Below are 22034 nucleotides of genomic sequence, written 5' to 3'. Positions count from 1 at the left end.
ATTTACGAGAGATGAGCACACATGGGAAATCAGGAAGTCTATTTAGAAGTACACGACGTATCACACCGCTTTAGTTCTACACATACACTTTTTGAACATGTGAATTTTACTGCGGAGCCGGGGCAGATGACCGCACTATGTGGTCCTTCTGGCTCGGGCAAGTCTACACTACTTTCGATAATCGCAGGCTGGGAAATTCCGCTTACTGGAAGAATTGAACTGTGCAATATCAGTACTGTTGGTTGGGTTTTCCAAAATCCCTATGGTGTGGCTCGTCGAAGTGTACTTGATCATGTAGTCTTCCCGCTACTTGCACAGGGGAAAACACGTAAAGATGCGCAGGCTCAGGCTTATGATGTGCTCCAGAGATTTTCGCTAGAAGAGGTAGCCGAGAGACAATTTAGTGATTTATCGGGAGGCGAAGCACAGCGTCTTATGCTTGCACGAGCAGTATGTGTGCACCCGGATCTTCTCCTCGTTGATGAGCCAACAGCCCAACTCGATATGAGTACAGCTCACTCGGTTAACTCTGTACTCAGAGAGCTTTCAGGTCAAGGTATGGTCGTCATCATTGCTACTCATGATGCTGATACGCGAAATGCATGTGATTGTGTCATTAACTTAGCGGATTTCCTTCCTCATGAGGATGAAGACGAATGAAAATTAAATCTATTATCTCCGAAGCTATACGAAATGTGGCAAGTGGAACTACTCATGCTGTCCTATACACGATAATTTCTGTCGTATGTATGGTGCTCTTCGCTGGATTTGATATGTACTCAATCAACGCTATCTCGCAGCAGTCTGTGGAGCGTATTCATGCATATGCAGATGGATCAGCTGTTGTAGGTACCCAAGTAGATGGACAGTCGTGTGACGATCTGGCTACAGAGCAAGCTAACGATACGGTTGTAGGTAAAACACGATTGCTTAATTCAGGAGCGCTGCACCAAGGTATGGATATTGAGCTTCTTTCGACACCTGGCAAAAGTGTCTCATCGTATGAAGTCACACCAGGTTTTCTTCGCATGATAGTGTCAAATGACACAGGCTCATATAATATACCAGAAAATAAAACGCCCATAATTGATACGAGTGGTGTGTGGGTTTCACGTCTTGTTGCGCGGAATTTTGGACTTACACGTGGTAGCATTCTTCAAACGAAAACGGGCACGACTCGTGTAGCTGGAACTTTTAATTGGCCTAATGATGGTAGAGATACGCGTCTTGGATATGCCATCCTCGTAGTTGATAGTGCGAGTGGAAAACACAGTATGAAGAGTGCTGGGTGAAACAATGGCCGAGTTCTCAAATTTCTGACTCGCATCTTATGGCGACGACTATCATCTCTTCATCCTTACGGTCTGATAATTCTAGTGTCGGTATTACACAAATAAATAAAAATTATGATTCGCGTTTTCGCGCTTATACTGAATTTACGCAACGTTTGAGTAGATGGGCGCCAGTGCTTATGCTTGTCCTAGGCGTTGCCTTCGGTGTTTTTACTGTACGCTCTCGCCGTCTAGAATATGCTGGGGCACTTCATGCAGGTCAGTCTAAGCCTGCTCAGATTCTTGAAATTATGTGTGAAACTTGTATATGGATTATAATTGCTCAAGTCGTTTCAACATGCGTTCTTGGTGTATATGCATTACGTTTCATTAGTGAAGGAAGCATTGAAACGTTAACTGCAGGGCTTCGTAGTGTGAGTACTTTTGGATGTGGCATAGTTATTGGCACTGTAGTTGCAGGGTTGTGCATTAGACAATCTCAACTTTTTACGTACTTTAAGACAAGATGAAGTGTAGCAAGATGCATTTTGTAATGTAAAAGATTGAACTATGAAAAGGATAAGAATAGTCCTCAAAAACTGTAAGACATCGCTAGAGATTATCGAATTGATAAAAATATGGCTACCCTTCATGAGTGGTATCTCAACGGATAGCCATATGCTTTATGTCTAGCGATACTGACGTTGGAAAATTTTTATACTCGTGCGTTTATCTCATTGCTTTATTTCCAATGTCATGACGATAGAACATGCCTGTAGTATCGGTGTTTTCTATGATATCGTAAATGATCTTTTGAGCTTCTTGCACGCTCTCTGCAGTGGTTTGGACCAAGAGTACACGACCAGAGGACGCCACTAAATCTTCGCCATTCTCGCTCTCAGCTACGCCTGCATAGTACACGTGCGTGCCGTTGGAGTCAGCAGTTGCAGAGCAGTCAAAATCGTGTATGAGAGCACCCGTCTGCGTCGCGTTTGGGTAGCCGTTACTTGCTACGACGACTCCCAAAGTTGTACGCACGTTATCCCACGTGAATTCAGGAGTTTCTCCATTTAAGATTGAGTAAACTCCAGCACCTAAATCGGAAGTGAGCTGAGGAAGTACGACCTCGGTCTCAGGATCTCCAAAACGGGCATTAAACTCAATGACTTTTGGTCCGTCTTGAGTAGCAATCAACCCAGCATAGAGAATTCCAGTGAAAGGATTACCTTCCGCAGCCATACCGGCAGTGATGGGCTTGACGATAGTTTTGATAGCTTCATCTACGACGGACTGTGGAATTTGAGGGACAGGGGAGTACGCACCCATACCGCCAGTATTTGGACCTTTGTCGTCATCGTAAGCGCGCTTGTGATCTTGGGAAATTGGCATAGGCCAGAATTCACTACCGCGCACGAAGCTCATCAAAGAGAATTCCTGACCTTCAAGAAACTCTTCGATAACTACACGTGAGCCTGCATCACCGAAGCGATTGTCGAGGAAGATGTCACTCAGCGCCTCTACTGCAGTGTCTTCATCCATAGCGACGGTCACGCCCTTGCCTGCAGCGAGACCGTCAGCCTTAATCACGATAGGTGCACCATGTTCATGAACATATGCAACTGCTTCGTCATAATTGTCGAAATCTGCGTATGCGGCAGTAGGAACGTGTAAGCGCTCCATAAGTTCCTTGGCGAAGGTTTTAGAACCCTCAATCTGCGCTGCTCGCCGCGTCGGTCCGAAAGCCTTAATTCCAGCTTCTGCGAAATCATCAACAATTCCGTCGATAAGAGGATTCTCCGGTCCGACGAACACCCAGTCGATGTTCTTATCGCGTACAAAATCGATGAGCGCGCTGTGATTGGACTGCGACAAATTGACGACTGTGATACCGTCTTTGCGCATACCAGGATTTCCAGGAGCGCAAAAAACCTCAGTGACGCTGCCACCTCGGAGCAATGTATGAGAAATTGCATGCTCACGAGCACCAGAACCAATGACCAAAACCTTAGACATAATGTGTTTCTCCTTTGAAGCGAAGCAGAGCCGATTAGTCGTGCAATTCCACGCGCTCGCCGTTATCCTTGACGATGCGACCGACGGTGTAATGCTTTTCACCGTTTTCGTCGAGAATATGCTCTACTGTGGCAACGTTTTCAGGGCTAACCATCAGGACCATACCGATGCCCATGTTGAAGATGTTATACATTTCCTTATGCGCAACGTGACCGTATTTTTCGAGGACTGTAAAGATAGGGGGAACGTCCCATGAATTGATGTCAAAGGAAGCTGCGAGACCTTCTGGGATGATGCGTGGCACTTTTTCAACAAAAGCTCCACCTGTGATATGCGCGATGCCATTCAAAATCTGATGAGAGCCTTTGCCTTTCGCAAATAGTGGTTTCAACGCTTGAGCATAGATACGTGTCGGTTCAAGGAGCACTTCTGCGAGTTTCTTGCCTTCAAGCTCAGGAAGCTCAGAATCTACGCTCAAGCCACCATCTTTGAAGAGAGCTTTGCGTACGAGAGAGAATCCATTGGAATGGACTCCGGACGATGGAAGGCCTATCATCACATCGCCTTCCTTAATGGCAGAGCCGTCGATGATTGTGGACTTCTCGACCACGCCTACCGTGAAACCTGCGAGGTCATACTCGTCTTTGTCGTACATATCTGGCATTTCGGCGGTCTCTCCACCGACGAGTGCTGCGCCTGCCTGCACACATCCGTCTGTTACGCCTTTGACGACTTGCTCCAGTAATGCTGGATCATTCTTACCACACGCGATGTAGTCAAGGAAGAAGAGTGGCTCAGCACCTTGCGCCAAGATATCATTCACACACATTGCTACGCAGTCGATACCGATAGAATCATGCTTATTCGCTGCCTTTGCGACAAGCAACTTTGTACCGACACCATCAGTGCCAGATACGAGAACTGGTTCCTCATAGCCGAGCAGAGATAAATCGAAGAGGCCGCCAAAGCCGCCAATTCCACCTGCGCCAGGACGTGCAGTACGTGCTACGTGCTGCTGGATACGACGAACTACCTCGTAACCTGCTTCTACGCTGACTCCAGCGTTTTCATATGCGGATGGCATGTGAACTCCTTAATATAGAAAAAACTACTTACTCTTCTCCATGAGATAATGCGTGTATTCGTTGCCGTAATACTGGCTTGAGTCGCGCGCAAATTCTGTCAGACGTTTTTTATCTTCTTCGGTAATGGACGCGAGGAATTCCTCCTCATAGTCACCGAGGGAAGTAGGGTAGTCGCCATTGAAATATGCCACGCACAGGCCGCCATATGGCGCGTCTGCATTCAGGCCAACGGTTTCTACCAGTCCGTCAATAGACAGGTATGCGAGCGAATCTGCGCCGATGAATTCACAAATCTCCTGAACGCTCTTGTGAGCGGCGATAAGTTCGCTTGTGCGTGAAATATCAATGCCGTAGTAGCACGGGTAGCGCAATGGTGGGGAAGCGATGCGCATGTGCACTTCTGCGGCTCCTGCTTCGCGCAAAAGCTGCACGATGCGCCGGCTCGTCGTACCGCGTACAATAGAGTCGTCGATGACGATTACGCGCTTGCCCTCTACCACGCCGCGCACAGCGGAAAGCTTCATACGCACGCCTTGTTCACGAAGCTCCTGGGTCGGCTGGATGAATGTGCGAGCCACATACTGGTTCTTAACCAAACCCATCTCATTAGGCAGACCGCTTTCCTCTGCGTAGCCGGCTGCTGCTGAGAGCGAGGAATTTGGCACTCCGATAACCATATCAGCATCAACAGGCGCTTCTTGCGCCAGGCGCGCACCTGCACGCTTTCGAGCGGAGTGCACGTTGACACCGTAAATGTCGGAGTCTGGGCGTGCAAAGTAAATAAACTCCATAGAGCAGATAGCTTTTTGCGTCTTATCCGTATACTTCTCGATGGTGTAGCCATCATCGTTGACGATGATGAGCTCGCCAGGCTCGATGTTGCGCACGAGTTTTGCGCCCACGATGTCAAGAGCACACGTCTCAGAGGCGAGCACATATGCGCCATTGGTCATTTGACCTAAGGACAGTGGCCTAAAACCGTTAGGGTCGAGAGCACCAATCATGCAGTCGTTCTTCATCAGCAGATACGCAAATCCACCGTGCACAGTGTTAAGTGCATCTTTAAGCTGCTCGATGAGGGTTAGCTTATCGGAGCGGCGGATGAGATGCATAAGCACTTCAGTGTCAGAGTTGGAATGGTAAATTCCGCCGTCCGCTTCGAGCTCGCGACGAAGTTGGCGGCCATTGGTTAGGTTGCCGTTGTGAGCCAAGGCCACATCACCGTCAAAGAAGCGGAAGAGGAATGGCTGAATATTATCCACGCTTCCTGAGCCACTTGTGGCATAGCGCACGTGGCCGATTGCCGCATTGCCTTTCAGGCGGTCAATCTTCTTATCATCGTTAAAGACCTGAGCGAGCAGGCCAAGGTCGCGATGGCCGTGGAGATGACCATTCTCATTGCTGACGATGCCAGCGCCTTCTTGGCCGCGATGCTGGAGTGCATGCAGACCAAAATAGGTGATGCGTGCTGCGTCAGGATGACCCCATACGCCAAAGAGTCCGCACTCTTCATGCAATCCTTCTAATTCTGCAGACATAGTGTCCTTATCTTTCTGCTTGAAATGTGGCAGTAATATGCAGTGTTGTTTTTGCGTTACTCGGTGAAGTAGCTGACGCCGCCTTCAATGAGTGGCTGGAACTTATTTCCAGGAACGTTCTTGTATACGCCATAGCCGTTGCGCTCGGTGTGCCCCATCTTGCCAAATACTCGACCGTCAGGGCTGGTAATGCCTTCGATAGCGAGCACGGATCCGTTAGGGTTGACATCGAGGTCAAGGCTTGGAGTGCCTGTCTCATCTACATACTGGGTCGCAATTTGACCATTAGAGACGAGACGAGCGAGCACGTCATCATTCGCAACGAAGCGTCCTTCACCGTGGCTGATAGCGATAGTGTGTACATCGCCAACCTCTGTGCGAGACAGCCATGGGCTCTTTGTGCTTGCCACGCGAGTGCGGACCAAGCGGCTCTGATGACGGCCGATATTGTTGAATGTCAAAGTCGGGCAGTTCTCGTCCATATCAACAATGTCTCCAAATGGGACGAGCCCGAGCTTGACGAGTGCTTGGAAACCATTGCAAATGCCGAGCATCAAACCGTCACGATTGTTGAGCAAATCGCGTACAGCATCCGTAACTTCAGGGGAGCGGAAGAATGCCGTGATGAACTTTGCAGAACCGTCTGGTTCATCACCGCCCGAGAAGCCTCCAGGAATCATCACAATCTGACTGTTGCGGATAGACTGAGCCAACTGATGTGTGCTCTCTGCTACGGCAGCAGGGGTGAGGTTGTTGATAATGAGTGTCTCAGCCTGTGCGCCTGCACGGTTAAATGCGCGTAAAGTGTCATACTCGCAATTATTTCCAGGGAATACTGGAATGATAACGCGTGGGCGAGCGAGAGTAGTTTGTGCGTGATGCAGTGACTTCTCACCTGTGTAGGAAATAGCTTCGATTGCTGGAAGATTCTTCTTCTCATTTTCTGGAGTGCGGTATGGGAATACGGATTCCATACCGCACTCCCACGCCTGCTGAATCTGAGTCAAATCTACGCTCTCGTTTGATGTGATAAAGGCATACTCGTCGATGGTGGTGCCCAAAGTTTCTACATCAAAGAGATCGCTTTGTGGTACGGTCGCATCATCGGCAAGCTCGATGATGAAGCTGCCATAAGCGTAGTTGAAAAGGGAATCTGGCTGAACATCGTCAGCAAACTGTACACCAATCTGATTTCCTACGGACATCAAGAACAAGCTTCCAGCCGTTGCGCTATATCCTGGTGTAGAAATAGCCAAAGCGCCTTGCGAATCTACCAGTGCTTCTACGGCGTTCAAAACGGCCTTAAAGCTATCGACTTTAGGAGTGACACCGTCATTTTCGTAGCGAGGAATAAGGCGAATAACTGTGCTTCCTGCCTTCTTAAACTCTGGGGAAGTCGCACGGTCTACGTTGCCAGTTGACACCGCGAAAGAAACCAGAGTTGGAGGCACATCGAGGTCCTCAAAGCTACCAGACATGGAGTCTTTACCGCCGATAGCAGCCACATCCAAATCCATCTGAGCTTTCAAAGCACCGAGCACGGCAGCAGCAGTTTTGCCCCAGCGTGCTGGCTCGTCACGCAGCTTTTCGAAGTATTCCTGGAAGCTTAAATATGCCTTGTCGCGTGTGAAACCTGCTGCGATAAGCTTTGCAACCGATTCCACCACAGCGAGGTATGCGCCGGTGAACTGATTCTTTTCAGTGATGAATGGGTTGAAGCCCCACGCCATAGCAGATGCAGTCGTCGTTTCACCATCCACAGGGAACTTAGCAACCATCGCGCTCGAAGGTGTCAGCTGCCTCTTTCCGCCAAATGGCATAAGCACAGTTGAAGCGCCGATTGTGGAGTCGAATCGCTCGGACAAGCCCTTATTGGAAGCCACGTTGAGGTCGCTCATTGTAGAGGTCAAACGCTCGGCGAAGCTCTTGCCTGCGCTTGCTTTCCATGGCTGCTCGACAACCTGTGCAGATACGACGTGTACATTCTGATGCTTTGCAGCGCCATTAGATGCGAGGAACTCTCGGCTCAAGTCCACAATTGTGTCGCCATTCCACGCCATAACCATACGAGCAGCTTCTGTCACCGTTGCCACAGGAACTGCTTCGAGGTTTTCTTCGTGTGCGTAGCCAAGGAAAGTGTCGACGTCCTTTGCTTCCAGCACGACTGCCATACGTTCCTGAGATTCAGAAATAGCAAGCTCTGTGCCGTCAAGACCTTCATACTTTTTTGGCACGGTATTCAAATCAATGCTCAAACCGTCAGCAAGCTCACCGATGGCTACAGACACACCGCCTGCACCGAAATCGTTGCAGCGCTTAATCAGCTTGCACGCATCGCCACGACGGAAAAGGCGCTGAAGTTTACGCTCGACAGGAGCATTACCCTTTTGAACCTCTGCGCCGTCCTTTTCGATGGACTGTACATTATGAGACTTGGAAGAGCCAGTTGCTCCACCAATGCCGTCGCGCCCCGTACGGCCGCCCAAAAGTACCACGACATCGCCAGGAGCTGGAACTTCACGGCGTACGTTCTCCTGTGGAGCTGCACCCACGACAGCACCAATCTCCATACGCTTAGCCACATAGCCAGGGTGGTAGAGCTCATGCACCTGGCCAGTTGCAAGACCAATCTGATTACCATAAGACGAGTAACCGTTTGCCGCCGTGGTTACGATTTTGCGCTGAGGGAGCTTACCCTCAAGGGTTTCGGAAACAGGAACACGAGGGTCACTTGCGCCGGTTACACGCATAGCCTGATACACATAAGAACGGCCCGAAAGCGGATCGCGGATTGCTCCACCTATGCACGTTGCAGCGCCACCGAATGGTTCGATTTCCGTCGGATGATTATGCGTTTCATTCTTAAAGAGGAAGAGCCAATCTTGATCTTCGCTGTCAACGTCCACCGTCACTTTCACGGTGCATGCGTTGATTTCCTCGGACTCATCCAAATTCTTCAGGATACCTTTAGCCTTCTGATAGCGCCCGGCAATTGTTCCCATATCCATTAAGGACACTGGCTTTGCATCACGGCCAAGCTCATGGCGCATAGCAAGATACTGCTCAAACGCTGCCTTCACAGCCTCATCATCGATAGTAATGTCATCAAGCTCGGTGTTAAACGTGGTGTGACGGCAGTGGTCAGACCAGTAGGTGTCGATGACCTTAATCTCAGTGATAGTAGGATTGCGCTTCTCAATATTTGCAAAGTAGGACTGGCAGAATTCGATGTCTGCAAGATCCATAGCCAAGCCGCGCTCGCTGATGAACTGTGCGAGTTGCTCGCTGGTGTATGTTGTGAAGCCGTCAATAATTTCTACCGGCTGAGGCTCTGGAATGGTGACGCTCAACGTTTCAGGCTTGCCGAGCTGCGCTTCGCGAGCTTCTACAGGATTGATAACGTACTTTTTCACTGCCTGTACGTCAGCTTCTGTCAGGTTCTTGCCATAGAGCGCGTAAACAGTAGAGGAACGCACTGTTGGTCGCTCGCCCTGAGAGATGAGCTGGATGCACTCGCTTGCAGATGTGGCACGCTGATCAAACTGTCCTGGAAGGAATTCCACAGCAAATACTGCCTGGGCGTCGTCGCTGACGTCCTGTGGCAATTCCTCGAAAGCATTATCCGACTGTGGCTCGCTAAAAACAGTAGGGATGGTCTGCTTAAAAAGTTCTTCGCTGATGCCTTCGACATCGTAGCGATTAAAAACGCGCAAACCTTCAAGCGCGCTAATGCCAACGATGTGATTGAGCTCGCTCAGCTGCTGCTGTGTGCGTACGTCAAAGCCAGGCTTCTTTTCCACGAGAATGCGATAAACCATGTCAGTCCTTTAGAGAAAGTTGTGAGGAAAATGGGGCTGTTTAATTATTGCGTATTGAATTATTGAGATATTGTGCGTGCGCGGGGGTGAGTGCACAAGAGAAAAATTTTGCCGGCATGCTGATATGCCGGCAAAACCTATTTAGTTTTCAAGTGTATGAGAAGCATTGAGCTTTTCGAGACGTGCAAGAATCTCTTCATATGCAGGAATGATATTTCCCAAATCCTTGCGGAAGATGTCCTTGTCCAAACGCTCAATGTGACCTTCGCTTGTCTTGGACTTATCCCACAAGCGGCAAGTGTCAGGAGTAACCTCATCTGCGAGCAAAATCGTGCCGTCAGATGTGACGCCCATCTCGACCTTAAAATCAACGAGTGTCACGTTAATGTCAGCAAACATCGCAGTAAGCGCATGGTTAATTTCACGTGCCTTTGCGTTGATAATGGAAAGCTGGTCAGCAGTTGCGATGTCAAGAGCAATAGCATCATCAGTGTTGATGAATGGATCGCCGAGTGCATCATCCTTCAAGCAGTATTCCACGACAGGGCGCTTCAAAACGGTACCTTCTTCAATGCCGTAGCGCTTTGCAAAAGAACCAGCAGCGATATTACGTGCAATGATTTCGAGAGGGAACATGGTCAAGTGACGGTTCAGCTGTTCAGTTTCGCTAATCTGCTTGACGAAGTGGCTTGCGATGCCGCGATACTGTAATTCGTTAAAAATCACAGAGGTAATGCGGTTATTGAGGCGACCTTTGCCTTCAATTTGCTCTTTCTTTGCGCCGTTACCTGCAGTAGCCTGATTCATATACTCAACCCAGAGAATGTCAGGATTATCTGTAGCGTAGAGTTTCTTTGCTTTGCCTTCATAGAGCTTTTCGCGCTTTTCCATGCTTGGCCTTCCTGCAACGTCGTTGCAATTTGTTGCGCTTGTGACCCTTTTAACGTTAGCAATCAGGGCGCACAAAAACGCTTGTTTGTGGCTGTGAATTATCGAACTGTGATACGCAAATTCTCATACATGGACGCAGTTTTTTCTCGTGCTTTCTCGATGGTGTCGTCTTGTGCAAGAAGAACTGCCATACGGCGGTGTCCATGCACTTCAGGCTTACCAAAGAGGCGAATGTCGCTGTGTGAGTAAGCGAGAACTTCTTCAAGATTGCTAAAGATTACTTCGCCGTTGCCTTCGACAACTACTGCTCGGCTTGCACTTGCTAGCCCCGGATTTTTCAGTTCGATTGAGTCTCTTGTCACAGGAATGGAAAGAATCGCACGAGCGTGGAGAGCAAATTCAGACAGGTCCTGAGAAATCAAGGTGACCATGCCTGTGTCGTGAGGGCGAGGGGAGACTTCATTGAACAAAACGGTGCCGTCGCGCAGCACAAAGAGTTCTACGCCGAAAACGCCCCAGCCTTTCTCGCCATTGTCTTGAGCGTCTTGCACAAGCTGTTCGACGACTGTGCGGGCTATGCGTTGTCCCTGCTTCATAACACTTTCCGGTACGTAGGCTGGTTGCCAGGATTCGCGGTAGTCTCCACTTTCCTGCGTGTGCGCGATTGGAGCGCATGTCACTACTCCTGCTCTGGAAGAGACCGTAAGAATGGTTAATTCATAATCGAGAGGAACGAATGCTTCCACAATAACGCGAGAGACTGAGCCATCACCAGCTGTGCGCCTCTCTTCCTGTGCGAATGCCCATGAGCGAACGATATCCTGCTCACTTCGGGCAACAGACTGACCGTGTCCAGATGAAGAGAGGACTGGCTTAATCACACAAGGGAATCCTACTTCTCGCGCGCCTGCCAGAAGCTCATTCTCGCTGCCGGCAAATCGGTACGGTGTAGTTGGCACACCGCACTTTTCAGCAGCAAGAGTGCGAAGTCTCTCGCGGTCCATGCAGATTTGAGCGATGGAAACGCTTGGCACGACTTGCACTCCAGCATCGCGCGCATCACTCAATACAGATGTTGCGATCGCTTCGACTTCGGGCACGATGGTGTCTGGCTGCACATCTTCGATAAGGCGAGAAAGCTGGTTCTCGTCGCTCATATCAATAGCGTGTGACTCATGAGCGATGTGTTGAGCAGGAGCATGATCATACGAGTCTACAGCGATGACGTATGCGCCAAGTCGCATGGCTTCAATGGCTATTTCTTTGCCCAGTTCTCCTGAGCCGAGCAGCATGATGCGAGTGCTGTCTTGACGAGAAGTTGCATAAGGAGAACCCAGCGGGCGAGAAGTTTCTGTCATGCTTTTATCTTGGCATGGGCGGCGTACCGTGCGGCGCAAGTTGTTAATATGTGGACGGTGTGTATGAAACAGTGTCCAAAACTGTGCTTGATGCTATGCCACTGAGACCTCAAGCATTATAGATATGCGAGTATCATAGATATATGAGTGTGTATAGCAGAAAAGCTACCGTCAAGCAGGGAGACGGCGAACAAAGCGAGGAAGGTAAAGACAAGCTTTCTATTGCGCTTGTTGTAGATTCTTTGGGTGGAAGTGGTAATGGGACTTCAAACTCCGCCCAAGCTTTTGCAAATGAATTGGAAAGATGTGGGGTAGATGTACGTCTCGTCGGCGTGGGGTCAGATCGAGATGTGTATGCGGCTCAATCGCGCTATATTCCCGTGGTTTCTTGGTTCGCTCGCCAGCACAAAATGGAATTTGCTCAGCCAGACTTGCAGCTTTTTGACAAAGCATTTCAGGGTGTAGACGTCGTTCATATTTATATGCCATTTGAATTTGGCAGGGCAGCGCTTGCATACTGCAAGAGAAACGGTATTGCGGTTACGGCGGGGTTTCACGTGCAGCCGGAGAACATTTGCGCGAGTGCACCATTTTTGAATGTGATCCCGCACATCAAAGAGCGTATTTATAACTGGATGTGGCGAGGGTTTTACGAGGATATAGACCATATCCATGTGCCAAGTTATATGGAGAAGGCAGAGCTTGAAAGGGCTGGCTATAACCAGCATTTGCACGTTTTCTCTAATGGGTACGATGACTCGCTTTTTGATGGAACCTCAGCAATTTTAGAGGCGGAGAGGACTAAAACGGCAAAGAATGTGAGAACAGCCGATCACGCAGCACACTCAAAATTCATCATCGTCTCGTCCGGACGGCTCAGCGCAGAAAAAGACCACGAGACTTTGATAAAAGCAGTGGCGCTGAGTAAGCATAAAAAAGACATTGAATTGCGCATCGCTGGTGCGGGACCACTTCGAAAGAAACTGACAAAATTAGCGCAAAAGCAGTTGGGTGATGCTGCAGGATTTTCCATTGGATTTGTAAAACACGACGAAATGCCTGAATTCCTTAGCAATGCAGACTTGTGTGTGCACGCGTCGCTTGCGGATATCGAGGGTATTAGCGTGATTGAAGCGATGGCGATGGGTGTGGTTCCTGTGATTGCGCATGCGCCGAAGAGTGCGGCATCAGATTTTGCGTTGTGCCCGGAGAGTCTTTTCGAACCGCATAATCCTGAAGATTTAGCACGCGCAATCGACTGGTGGCTCGACAATCCTGAGCTTCGTGAGCGGTGGGGACGTGAGTATGCGCAAGTGGCAAAGGCGAGGTATTCGATTAAAAATTCTGTGCAAACATTTATACAAATGGCGTATGAGGCATATGCTCAGACGCATAATTTTTAAGATTTAATGATTATTTTCTTGAATCCCGCCGTGTCGGTCTTTGGTTTCGTGTATGCTCTCATACGTTGCATGAATTTCATGTGAACGTGGTGGCTGTAGCTCAGTCGGTAGTAGCACCTGATTGTGGTTCAGGAGGTCGCGAGTTCAAGTCTCGTTAGCCACCCCAGCAAGCTCTAGGTTTTCCTAGGGCTTTTTGCTTATCTTGTGACGGATAGTGTTAAACGGCTTGTTGTTGTACGCTATCTTGTTTAATTCTGGTTTTCTTTTGCCTGCCATTGGTATAACTCGAATGCACAATCTAAAACTGAGAAATCGCGTAGGTTTCGTGGGTTATACCCTGTGTAGTTCATAAGTTTATTGAGTCTATTTTGCACAGTGTTTTTATGAAGATAAAGTTCCTGCGCTGTGTGGTTTATACTCCCGTTGTGCATTTTATATGAGTGGAAAAGCTCAGCAAATTTTTGTATTTGCTCGTCGCTAAGGTTTGCAAAAATGCGGGAGAGAAAGACGCTTATACTCTCTTTGGATAGGGATGGGATGAGCACCCCAATGTCTAAATCCTTGTAGTCGACAGGCTCGTGAGTATTTTGTGTCGAAGCCCACTGTGCTGCGGATTTTGCTTCGTGATAGCTAGTGCGGATGCTTGCTAAGCCAGGGTAAATGCTGCCGACGCCGATACTACAATTCTTGTTTGTAATCATCGGGCTACTCGAAATGGCAGAGCAAAGTTGGCTTATTGATATGTCATCTTCTGTCAGAGCTTGATCATCCAAATGTTTGTCGCTCGGTGATGTGGGCACAATGAGACAGAAACCGTCTGATTTAATGCTGATGAGTAAGCCAGAGAGGTGGCTGGTAATCTGCGAAATTTCATCTCGAAGTTGACGAATTTCCTGAGAATTGAGTAAATCATTTCCCAGCTGTGCAACAATGCAGTAGTAGCTGTCTTGAATCGTGATATTTGCTTCTTGGAAAAGATGAGAAATCGTGACAGGGTCGTATTTTTCTGAAGTTGTTAATGCATCGATGAGATTTTCGATAAGTATAGTGTGGTCGCTGTAATTCATACGGTCAAGGTTTTCTCTTATGAGAATCTCTGTCATCTTTCTGATGACATTGCCGTATGATTCGACTTCTTCGCGTTTTCCGGTCATGCCGATGACGGCGACAATGTTTCCATAAAGATATACAGGAATGTTGACACCATCACGAGCGCCGGCGAAAGGATGATCATCATCAACGTAGACGGTGTACCCAGTCTCAATCGCAAGCTGCGCTGCGCCGTGTGATGTACCGATGCGCTGAGGATTTGTGCTGGCGATGATAGTGCCGGTGGTGTCAAATAAATTGATGTCATAGGACAGTGCGCTTTTTAAATTAGTAACAATCATAGAGGCAATATTTTTATCAATGTCCATATGCACCATCCGTTAATACTGTTATGCATAACAATTCTTACTCAAAATAATACGAAAAAATAGGTACAAAGCTCTTTTTCAATAGTGCGTATAACAGCACATAATAGACGTGTAATTAATCGCAAAGTGTAATGGAGCACTCTGCAAGAATGCCGAGGAGGGCATAATGACTATATCACTCGCGTGGTGGGCAGCGCTTCTAGGGCTGGCGCTTGCCATCATTCTCATCCTGTGTAAACTCAATTCCACATATGCACTGTTTCTTGGTGCAATTTTTGGCTGCCTTATTTCCGGCGCTTCTTTCTCACAGACTACAAGTGTTATTGTGGCGGGTACACAAAGTGTAATGGGAACGGTTGTCCGTGTACTCGCGGCAGGTGTGCTGGCGGGCGTCATGATGGAATCAGGCGCGGCGGACCGCATAGCGCAAACCATCGTCCATGCATTCGGAGAAAAGATGGCAATTTTCTCGCTCGCACTGGCAACCATGATTATCTGCGCTGTGGGCGTGTTTATTCCTGTCGCAGTTCTTATCGTTGCTCCTATTGCAATTGAGGTTGGCACAAGGCTTCACATTTCTAAACTTGCGCTGCTTGTCGCTCTTTCAGGTGGTGGTAAGGCGGGAAATATCATCTCACCAAATCCAAATACAATTGCAGTAGCATCTGGCTTCAAAGTCGATGTATCCAGTGTGATGATCGCTAGTTTTATACCAGCATTGTGCGGGCTTGCGGTCACCGTACTTTTGGCAAGTCTTATCCAGCGTCGCGGTGTTCTCGTTGAAACGGACACGGCACTGCGCGAAGCAACTTTTACGGGAACTGACAAAAAACTCCCTAGCATTGGTCAGGCATTAGTTGCGCCTGGCACGGCAGTTATTCTACTTCTTATCAATCCTATCGGTTCTGTCCTGCACATCGGATTACTGCAAAAGTTCCGAGTAGATGCTATGTATATTCTTCCATTTGCTGCAATTGTCGGTTTGCTCGCAATGAAGCAGGGTAAGCATATCTTGGAGTATTGCAAGGCAGGTCTTAACCGTATGGTTGATGTTGTTTTGATTCTTATCGGTGCAGGTGCTTTGGGTGGTCTGATTACAAGCTCTGATTTGCCAGCTCAAATTGTGAATGTGATTAACCATAGTGGCATTACAGGTTCGCTTTTAGCACCTATTTCAGGTGTTCTGATGGCAGCTGCAGCTGCGTCAACATCTACCGGCGTTATTTTGGGTTCCAAGTCTTTCGGTACTTCCATCTTGTCCTTCGGTGTTAAGCCCCTTGCCGCTGCGGTCACGATGCAAGCAGGTGCAACGGTTATCGATGCTCTGCCTCATGGAAACTACTTCCATGTCACCGCAAAATCGATGAATATGACCATCGCAGAACGTATGCATGTCCTGCTGTATGAAGCATTAATCGGTTTGACCATGACAGTAGTAGCGACTCTTATGTACATCGTCTTTTAAGTTTTGTTAAGGAATAACTATGAAAATCATTATCGCTCCTGACTCTTTTAAAGGAAGCCTAACTGCGCGCGAAGCAGCGAACGCTATAGAAGAAGGTATTTTGCGTGTTATACCCGATGCGCAGTGTGTCACAGTGCCTATGGCAGATGGTGGAGAAGGCACGGTGCGCTCTCTTGTGGATGCGACTCACGGTGACTTTGCTGTGGCACGTGTGACAAACCCACTGGGGCAAAAGGTTGATGCCGTTTACGGGATCTTGGGCGACGGTGAAACTGCAGTTATCGAGATGGCTGCAGCAAGCGGCATACAGTTCGTAGATGATGAGACGAAAAATCCACTGATTACCACGACCTATGGAACCGGCGAGCTGATTTTGGATGCGCTCGATCATGGTGTGAAGCACATTATCGTTGGTTTAGGCGGCAGTGCGACTAACGATGCTGGTGCTGGTATGGCGCAGGCTCTCGGAGTTCACCTGGTAGATAGTTTCGGCACGGATCTTCCATTCGGTGGAGCAGCCCTTGCCAACCTCGCCAGCATAGATACATCGCAGATAGATCCACGCCTCGCTGACGTCGATATTACTTTGGCTAGTGATGTGACGAATCCACTCGTAGGGGAGCAAGGTGCTTCGGCAGTCTTTGGTCCACAAAAGGGAGCTACTCCAAGTATGGTACTTACTCTTGATGCAGCTCTCACTCATTTTACTGAGGTCGTGAAAGTTTCTTGCGACCGCGATATTGCTCAGCTGCCAGGAGCAGGCGCGGCGGGCGGTTTGGGTGCAGGCTTCCTTGCATTCACACATGCGCAGATGAAACCGGGCGTCTCCATTGTTACGCAGGCGACGGGGCTAGAAGAAAAAGCAAAAGGCTGCGACTACTGCTTTACCGGGGAGGGTGGCATAGACTCACAAACGCGCTTTGGTAAGACTCCGATGGGAGTGGTTCAAGCTGTGAAATCAGCATCGCCAGATTGCAAAACTATCGCGCTCGCAGGCCAGGTTTCTCGCGACGTACAGCAACTGTACTCGGTGGGATTCGATGCGATTTTCGGTATCCTTCCTCGCACAATGAGTGTTAAAGATGCCATCTCGCAGGCGTATGAGAATGTTGCGAATACTGCGGAAAATGTTGCACGCATTATTTCATGGAATGAATCCGTGAAATAACTGGCGTATACGCGAGAGTGGTGGAACTTAAGATTCTTCTAAGTTCCACCACTTTTTAATTTAGTCCCATCGCCACGAGCAGTGCGGTAATTTCGATAACGCTTAAGATTATGGTTAAGCTGTTAATCGCGCTCGCTTTTCCCTCATCTCCGCCGCACAGTCCCGTATACGCTGGAGCGATAATGCTGAGCGGAGCAAAAGAAATAATGACAAGTGCCTGGCGGGCGATGAGATCCAGTGGCAAAACGAAATAGCACAGTGCTGCAAGTGCTATAGAGAAAATATGACGCAGACCAATGACGGCGAGCAAATCAGTCATATATTCACGCTTGAAATCAATGCGAATCATAGTTCCAATCATCATCATCGCGATAAATGGATTCGCTGCAGCCATCGGGTTGATAAGCGTTATCACTTCGTGTGGTAGATGAAAACCCAAACTGACGATGGTAAACATAATGATATATGTCATCAGGGGAGTGCTCGTCACAAGTTTCTTGATAAACGCACGAAAATCTATACCGTTCTCATCGCTTGTGACGTATTGAGATGTAAACGCGTATGTCCCACCCGTGCAGGCAATGCTATTTCCTACGTCAAACATGCACGCTGTAACGATGCCGGCAGCTGGCAAGAAAGATTGAATGAACGGGATAGAAAAAGCTCCAATATTCATGGATGGCAGGCATAGCATATACAGTGCTTTGTCTGCTGAAGTGCGTTTTCTCGTAGCAATCATGCCGACGGCAATCATAATGATATTTGCGCCGAGCCCTAAAAGTGCGAGGGCGAGCATCGTCACGCCAGAAGACAGAGTATTTTTATTAAAATTGATGATAATCGCCGCTGGCAAAGTTATGTTAATGAGTATCTTCTTGAGAGTCGCGCTCGCATTGGCAGGCAGGACGTGAAATGCATCGAGTATGCGCCCAATGATGATGATAAGAATGAATGCAAATGCGTTGAGAAGTACTCCTACCATATGTCTCACCTTCATCGTGTATCTAACTTGTATAATGGTAAATCTTTGTATGGAGACACCTAGGGTTTCCATATGGTGCGCTTCTCACACTTATGGGTGATAGGCAGATTTTTGCGGCAGCATTAACCTAATGCGTAATGCGAGTTTGCGCAATGAGGGCCAACTCTCAGGTTGGATTGCGCACTATGGAGACTCGTATTTCGTCTTGCTTGGCGGTGTGAATGAGCGTGCTGCCAAGCAAGTTTTGTTGATTGTGAGTTTTAGTCGCAGGGTGTGTATACAATAAAAGCCTGTGTGTGCCGCTGGTGCGTCTATGTAATGGCGTGCGGCAGCGGGATATCCCAGAATCGTTGAAGGTGTGCAGTAATGCATAACTGGAGAGGATGGGCCATCGGGCCGGTGGACTGTGGCTGTTAAGAAATCTTTGGTTTCTCCATGGATTCCTTGACGTGTGCGCAGTGTAGCGGTTACCACATCAAAGGAATACAAGAATCGGAGAAACAGTTGCCTACTATTGAACAGCTGGTCCGTAAGGGACGTAAGCCAAAGCCAAAGAAGTCAAAGACTTTGGCACTTAAGGGAAGCCCACTGCGTCGCGGTGTGTGCACCCGTGTTTATACAACTACACCAAAGAAGCCAAACTCAGCATTGCGTAAGGTTGCTCGTGTTCGTCTTTCTTCTGGTATTGAAGTAACCGCCTACATTCCAGGCGAAGGCCACAACTTGCAGGAGCACTCCATCGTGCTCGTTCGCGGTGGTCGTGTTAAGGATCTTCCTGGTGTTCGTTACCACATCGTTCGCGGTGCTCTCGATACTCAGGGTGTAAAGGACCGTAAGCAGGGTCGTTCCCTCTACGGCGCAAAGAAGGCTAAGTAATTATGTCACGTAAGGGACCAGCAAAAAAGCATCAGCTCCTGCCAGATCCAATTTACGGTTCGACAGTTGTAGCTCAGCTCATTAACAAGATTCTCCTTGACGGTAAGAAGTCCATCGCAGAAGACATTGTCTACTCTGCATTGGATCAGGTCAAGGCAAAGACTGAACAGGAACCAGTAGCAGTACTCAAGCGCGCTTTGGACAACATTCGCCCAAGCCTCGAAGTACGCTCCCGCCGTGTTGGTGGTGCTACCTATCAGGTTCCAGTAGAAGTAAAGCCAGCTCGCGCAAACACTTTGTCCTTGCGCTGGCTCACTGACTTCTCTCGTCAGCGTCGCGAAAAGACTATGTCTGAGCGCCTCGCAAACGAGATCCTCGACGCAGCTAACGGCCTCGGTGCTTCTGTAAAGCGTCGCGAGGACACCCACAAGATGGCAGAAGCAAACAAGGCTTTTGCTCACTATCGTTGGTAATTTAATCCCCGCACGAGGAAAGATAGGTAAAAAATGGCACAAGATGTGCTTAAGGATCTTCATATGGTCCGTAATATCGGTATCATGGCTCACATCGATGCTGGTAAGACGACCACAACTGAACGTATCCTCTACTACACCGGTGTGAACTACAAGATCGGTGAAACCCATGATGGTGCTTCCACCATGGATTGGATGGAGCAGGAAAAGGAACGTGGTATCACCATTACTTCCGCTGCAACCACCGCTTTCTGGCATCGTCAGTCTCATGACACCAAGGAACGCTACCAGATCAACATCATCGATACTCCAGGCCACGTGGACTTCACTGCAGAGGTAGAGCGTTCTTTGCGTGTCCTCGATGGTGCTGTAGCAGTGTTTGATGGTAAGGAAGGTGTGGAGCCTCAGTCCGAAACCGTATGGCGTCAGGCTGATAAGTACAACGTTCCACGTATTTGCTTTATCAACAAGATGGATAAGCTCGGTGCGAACTTCTACTATTCTGTAGATACCATCAAGGAAAAGCTCGGTGCTAAGCCACTTGTCATGCAGTTGCCAATCGGTGCTGAAAATGACTTCATTGGCGTTGTCGATCTCGTTCGTATGGTTGCGTACGTATGGGAAGACGATGCAGATAAGGGCTCTACTTACAAGACTACTGAAATTCCAGAAGACTTGAAGGAAAAGGCTGACCAGTATCGTCAGGAGCTCCTCGAATCTGTAGCAGAATCTGACGAAGCTTTGATGGAGAAGTTCTTCGAAGGTGAGGAAATCACTGAAGAAGAAATTCGCACAGCTGTTCGTAAGATGACAATCGCATCTGAGGCGTACCCAGTTTACTGCGGTTCTGCATTCAAAGATAAGGGTGTACAGCCAATGCTTGATGCAGTGGTTGACTTCCTTCCAGCGCCAACCGATATTCCTGCAATCATCGGTCACGACATCAACGACGAATCCGTTGAAATCGATCGTCATCCTTCTATCGATGAGCCGTTCTCTGCTCTTGCATTCAAGATTGCTGCTCACCCATTCTACGGTAAGCTCGTTTACGTTCGCGTATACTCTGGTTCCGTTTCTCAGGGTGACACCATCCTTAATGCGAATAAGGGCAAGAAGGAACGCGTAGGTAAGCTCTTCCAGATGCACGCTGACAAGGAGAACCCTGTCGAGAGTGCAAATGCAGGTAACATTTACGCATTCGTCGGTTTGAAGAACATCACCACTGGTGATACTCTCTGCGATGAAAAGAACCCAGTTGTTCTCGAATCTATGAGTTTCCCAGAGCCTGTAATTCAGGTAGCTGTAGAGCCAAAGACCAAGGCTGATCAGGAAAAGATGGGCATTGCATTGCAGCGCTTGTCTGACGAAGATCCAACCTTCCAGGTCACCACTGATGAAGAGTCCGGTCAGACTCTTATCGCTGGTATGGGCGAGCTTCAGCTTGACATTTTGGTGGACCGCATGCGCCGTGAGTTCCACGTCGAGTGCAATGTAGGTAACCCACAGGTTTCCTACCGCGAAACCATTAAGAAGCCTGTAATGAACCAGGAATATACCCACAAGAAGCAGACTGGTGGTTCCGGTCAGTTCGCAAAGGTTTTGATGAACTTCGAACCACTTGACACTTCCGAGGGCAAGACCTACGAGTTCGAAAATCAGGTTACCGGTGGTCACATCACCAAGGAATTCATCCCATCTATCGATGAGGGTGTTCAGGAAGCAATGCAGTCCGGTGTACTCGCAGGATTCCCAGTTGTTGGCGTAAAGGCGACCGTTACTGATGGTCAGGTACACGACGTTGATTCCTCTGAAATGGCCTTCAAGATTGCAGGTTCCATGGCATTCAAGGAAGCTGCTCCTAAGGCTAACCCAGTCATCCTCGAGCCAATTATGGCCGTTGAGGTTCGTACTCCAGAAGAGTACATGGGCGACGTTATGGGTGATATCAACTCCCGTCGTGGTGCAATTCAGTCTATGGAAGACGCAACTGGCGTTAAGGTTATTAACGCTAAGGTACCTCTGGCTGAAATGTTCGGCTACATCGGTGACTTGCGTTCTCGCACCCAGGGTCGTGCAATGTACTCCATGACTATGGATTCGTATGCTGAAGTTCCAAAGAGCGTCGCAGACGAAATCATTAAGGCGCAGCGCGGCGAGTAGTCATAAAGACTACGAGCTGGTAAGCTTGCACAGAATTTATAGCTTCGTTGTTGAGGGAAGCAAACTGTTTCCCTCAACATGAGGCGGGGCACTGTCAAGGAAATACGGTAAACTG

At 48.6% G+C, this 22034-nt stretch carries 17 protein-coding genes and 1 tRNA gene; 10 read left to right on the top strand and 8 right to left on the bottom strand.

What is annotated here, in order from left to right:
- Positions 1-21: 21 nt before the first annotated feature.
- Genes ACFQY8_RS06365 through ACFQY8_RS06355 form a run of 3 tightly spaced genes read left to right on the top strand, consistent with a single transcriptional unit; the run spans position 22 to position 1801 of the window.
- Positions 22-660, top strand: a complete 639-nt coding sequence (locus ACFQY8_RS06365; protein WP_377939051.1) for an ATP-binding cassette domain-containing protein — start codon at positions 22-24, stop codon at positions 658-660.
- A complete protein-coding gene (locus ACFQY8_RS06360) occupies positions 657-1292 on the top strand; it encodes a hypothetical protein (RefSeq protein WP_377939050.1) in 636 nt (211 codons plus the stop codon). Before ACFQY8_RS06365 ends, ACFQY8_RS06360 begins: the two co-directional genes overlap by 4 nt.
- Positions 1289-1801, top strand: coding sequence for a hypothetical protein (locus tag ACFQY8_RS06355; RefSeq protein ID WP_377939049.1), 513 nt, complete (start codon positions 1289-1291; stop codon positions 1799-1801). The genes ACFQY8_RS06360 and ACFQY8_RS06355 overlap by 4 nt, the downstream gene beginning before the upstream one ends.
- Before the next feature lie 199 nt (positions 1802-2000).
- Here the strand turns inward: ACFQY8_RS06355 and purD are convergent, their stop codons facing one another.
- The 6 genes from purD to purT all read right to left on the bottom strand — a co-directional run bounded on the left by purD (position 2001) and on the right by purT (position 11974).
- On the bottom strand, positions 2001-3287 hold the full coding sequence (gene purD, locus ACFQY8_RS06350; protein WP_377939205.1) for a phosphoribosylamine--glycine ligase: 1287 nt from the start codon (positions 3285-3287) through the stop codon (positions 2001-2003).
- Between the two features lie 31 nt (positions 3288-3318).
- A complete protein-coding gene (gene purM / locus ACFQY8_RS06345) occupies positions 3319-4368 on the bottom strand; it encodes a phosphoribosylformylglycinamidine cyclo-ligase (RefSeq protein WP_377939048.1) in 1050 nt (349 codons plus the stop codon).
- Positions 4369-4392: 24 nt separating this feature from the next.
- On the bottom strand, positions 4393-5907 hold the full coding sequence (gene purF / locus ACFQY8_RS06340; protein WP_377939047.1) for an amidophosphoribosyltransferase: 1515 nt from the start codon (positions 5905-5907) through the stop codon (positions 4393-4395).
- Between the two features lie 56 nt (positions 5908-5963).
- Positions 5964-9725 (bottom strand): phosphoribosylformylglycinamidine synthase, encoded by a 3762-nt coding sequence (locus ACFQY8_RS06335; RefSeq protein WP_377939046.1) that lies wholly within the window; start codon positions 9723-9725, stop codon positions 5964-5966.
- Positions 9726-9866: 141 nt separating this feature from the next.
- Positions 9867-10616: a phosphoribosylaminoimidazolesuccinocarboxamide synthase gene (purC, locus tag ACFQY8_RS06330; RefSeq protein WP_377939045.1), complete on the bottom strand. Its 750-nt coding sequence runs from the start codon at positions 10614-10616 to the stop codon at positions 9867-9869.
- Positions 10617-10714: 98 nt separating this feature from the next.
- Positions 10715-11974 carry a formate-dependent phosphoribosylglycinamide formyltransferase gene (gene purT / locus ACFQY8_RS06325; protein WP_377939044.1) on the bottom strand — a complete coding sequence of 420 codons (1260 nt, stop codon included), beginning with the start codon at positions 11972-11974 and terminating at the stop codon, positions 10715-10717.
- Between the two features lie 143 nt (positions 11975-12117).
- Between purT and ACFQY8_RS06320 the strand changes: the two genes are divergently transcribed.
- Positions 12118-13377 (top strand): glycosyltransferase, encoded by a 1260-nt coding sequence (locus tag ACFQY8_RS06320; protein ID WP_377939043.1) that lies wholly within the window; start codon positions 12118-12120, stop codon positions 13375-13377.
- Between the two features lie 89 nt (positions 13378-13466).
- Positions 13467-13543: transfer RNA gene (locus tag ACFQY8_RS06315), tRNA-His, on the top strand.
- An 82-nt stretch (positions 13544-13625) separates the two neighbouring features.
- Here ACFQY8_RS06315 and ACFQY8_RS06310 read toward each other — a convergent pair.
- The gene (locus ACFQY8_RS06310; protein ID WP_377939042.1) at positions 13626-14795 is read right to left on the bottom strand and encodes a CdaR family transcriptional regulator; all 1170 of its coding nucleotides are present in this window, start codon (positions 14793-14795) and stop codon (positions 13626-13628) included.
- Positions 14796-14961: 166 nt separating this feature from the next.
- Here ACFQY8_RS06310 and ACFQY8_RS06305 point away from each other — a divergent pair, with 166 nt between their 5' ends.
- Together ACFQY8_RS06305 and ACFQY8_RS06300 are read left to right on the top strand one after the other, a co-directional pair.
- Positions 14962-16260 (top strand): GntP family permease, encoded by a 1299-nt coding sequence (locus tag ACFQY8_RS06305; protein WP_377939041.1) that lies wholly within the window; start codon positions 14962-14964, stop codon positions 16258-16260.
- A gap of 19 nt (positions 16261-16279) precedes the next feature.
- A complete protein-coding gene (locus ACFQY8_RS06300) occupies positions 16280-17428 on the top strand; it encodes a glycerate kinase family protein (protein WP_377939040.1) in 1149 nt (382 codons plus the stop codon).
- Positions 17429-17483: 55 nt separating this feature from the next.
- Here the strand turns inward: ACFQY8_RS06300 and ACFQY8_RS06295 are convergent, their stop codons facing one another.
- Entirely contained in the window at positions 17484-18410 is a 927-nt protein-coding gene (locus tag ACFQY8_RS06295; RefSeq protein WP_377939039.1) for an AEC family transporter, read from the bottom strand.
- Positions 18411-18914: 504 nt separating this feature from the next.
- Here ACFQY8_RS06295 and rpsL point away from each other — a divergent pair.
- Genes rpsL through fusA form a run of 3 tightly spaced genes read left to right on the top strand, consistent with a single transcriptional unit; the run spans position 18915 to position 21919 of the window.
- The gene (gene rpsL, locus ACFQY8_RS06290) at positions 18915-19286 is read left to right on the top strand and encodes a 30S ribosomal protein S12 (protein WP_100510868.1); all 372 of its coding nucleotides are present in this window, start codon (positions 18915-18917) and stop codon (positions 19284-19286) included.
- Between the two features lie 2 nt (positions 19287-19288).
- A complete protein-coding gene (gene rpsG / locus ACFQY8_RS06285) occupies positions 19289-19759 on the top strand; it encodes a 30S ribosomal protein S7 (protein ID WP_377939038.1) in 471 nt (156 codons plus the stop codon).
- Between the two features lie 33 nt (positions 19760-19792).
- On the top strand, positions 19793-21919 hold the full coding sequence (gene fusA, locus ACFQY8_RS06280; RefSeq protein WP_377939037.1) for an elongation factor G: 2127 nt from the start codon (positions 19793-19795) through the stop codon (positions 21917-21919).
- Positions 21920-22034 lie beyond the last annotated feature (115 nt).

This window comes from Alloscardovia venturai (genome assembly GCF_042676605.1).
GTDB classification, from domain to species: Bacteria; Actinomycetota; Actinomycetes; order Actinomycetales; family Bifidobacteriaceae; genus Alloscardovia; species Alloscardovia venturai.
This window is presented reverse-complemented; position numbering and strand designations above follow the sequence as displayed.

Coding starts and splice junctions, on each gene's coding strand:
- ACFQY8_RS06295 (WP_377939039.1), bottom strand. CDS start 18,410: ATGGTAGGAGTACTTCTCAACGCATTTGCATTCATTCTTATCATCATC.
- ACFQY8_RS06360 (WP_377939050.1), top strand. CDS start 657: ATGAAAATTAAATCTATTATCTCCGAAGCTATACGAAATGTGGCAAGT.
- purT (WP_377939044.1), bottom strand. CDS start 11,974: ATGACAGAAACTTCTCGCCCGCTGGGTTCTCCTTATGCAACTTCTCGT.
- ACFQY8_RS06335 (WP_377939046.1), bottom strand. CDS start 9,725: ATGGTTTATCGCATTCTCGTGGAAAAGAAGCCTGGCTTTGACGTACGC.
- purM (WP_377939048.1), bottom strand. CDS start 4,368: ATGCCATCCGCATATGAAAACGCTGGAGTCAGCGTAGAAGCAGGTTAC.
- ACFQY8_RS06305 (WP_377939041.1), top strand. CDS start 14,962: ATGACTATATCACTCGCGTGGTGGGCAGCGCTTCTAGGGCTGGCGCTT.
- fusA (WP_377939037.1), top strand. CDS start 19,793: ATGGCACAAGATGTGCTTAAGGATCTTCATATGGTCCGTAATATCGGT.
- purC (WP_377939045.1), bottom strand. CDS start 10,616: ATGGAAAAGCGCGAAAAGCTCTATGAAGGCAAAGCAAAGAAACTCTAC.
- rpsG (WP_377939038.1), top strand. CDS start 19,289: ATGTCACGTAAGGGACCAGCAAAAAAGCATCAGCTCCTGCCAGATCCA.
- purF (WP_377939047.1), bottom strand. CDS start 5,907: ATGTCTGCAGAATTAGAAGGATTGCATGAAGAGTGCGGACTCTTTGGC.
- ACFQY8_RS06310 (WP_377939042.1), bottom strand. CDS start 14,795: ATGGACATTGATAAAAATATTGCCTCTATGATTGTTACTAATTTAAAA.
- ACFQY8_RS06320 (WP_377939043.1), top strand. CDS start 12,118: ATGAGTGTGTATAGCAGAAAAGCTACCGTCAAGCAGGGAGACGGCGAA.
- ACFQY8_RS06365 (WP_377939051.1), top strand. CDS start 22: ATGGGAAATCAGGAAGTCTATTTAGAAGTACACGACGTATCACACCGC.
- ACFQY8_RS06300 (WP_377939040.1), top strand. CDS start 16,280: ATGAAAATCATTATCGCTCCTGACTCTTTTAAAGGAAGCCTAACTGCG.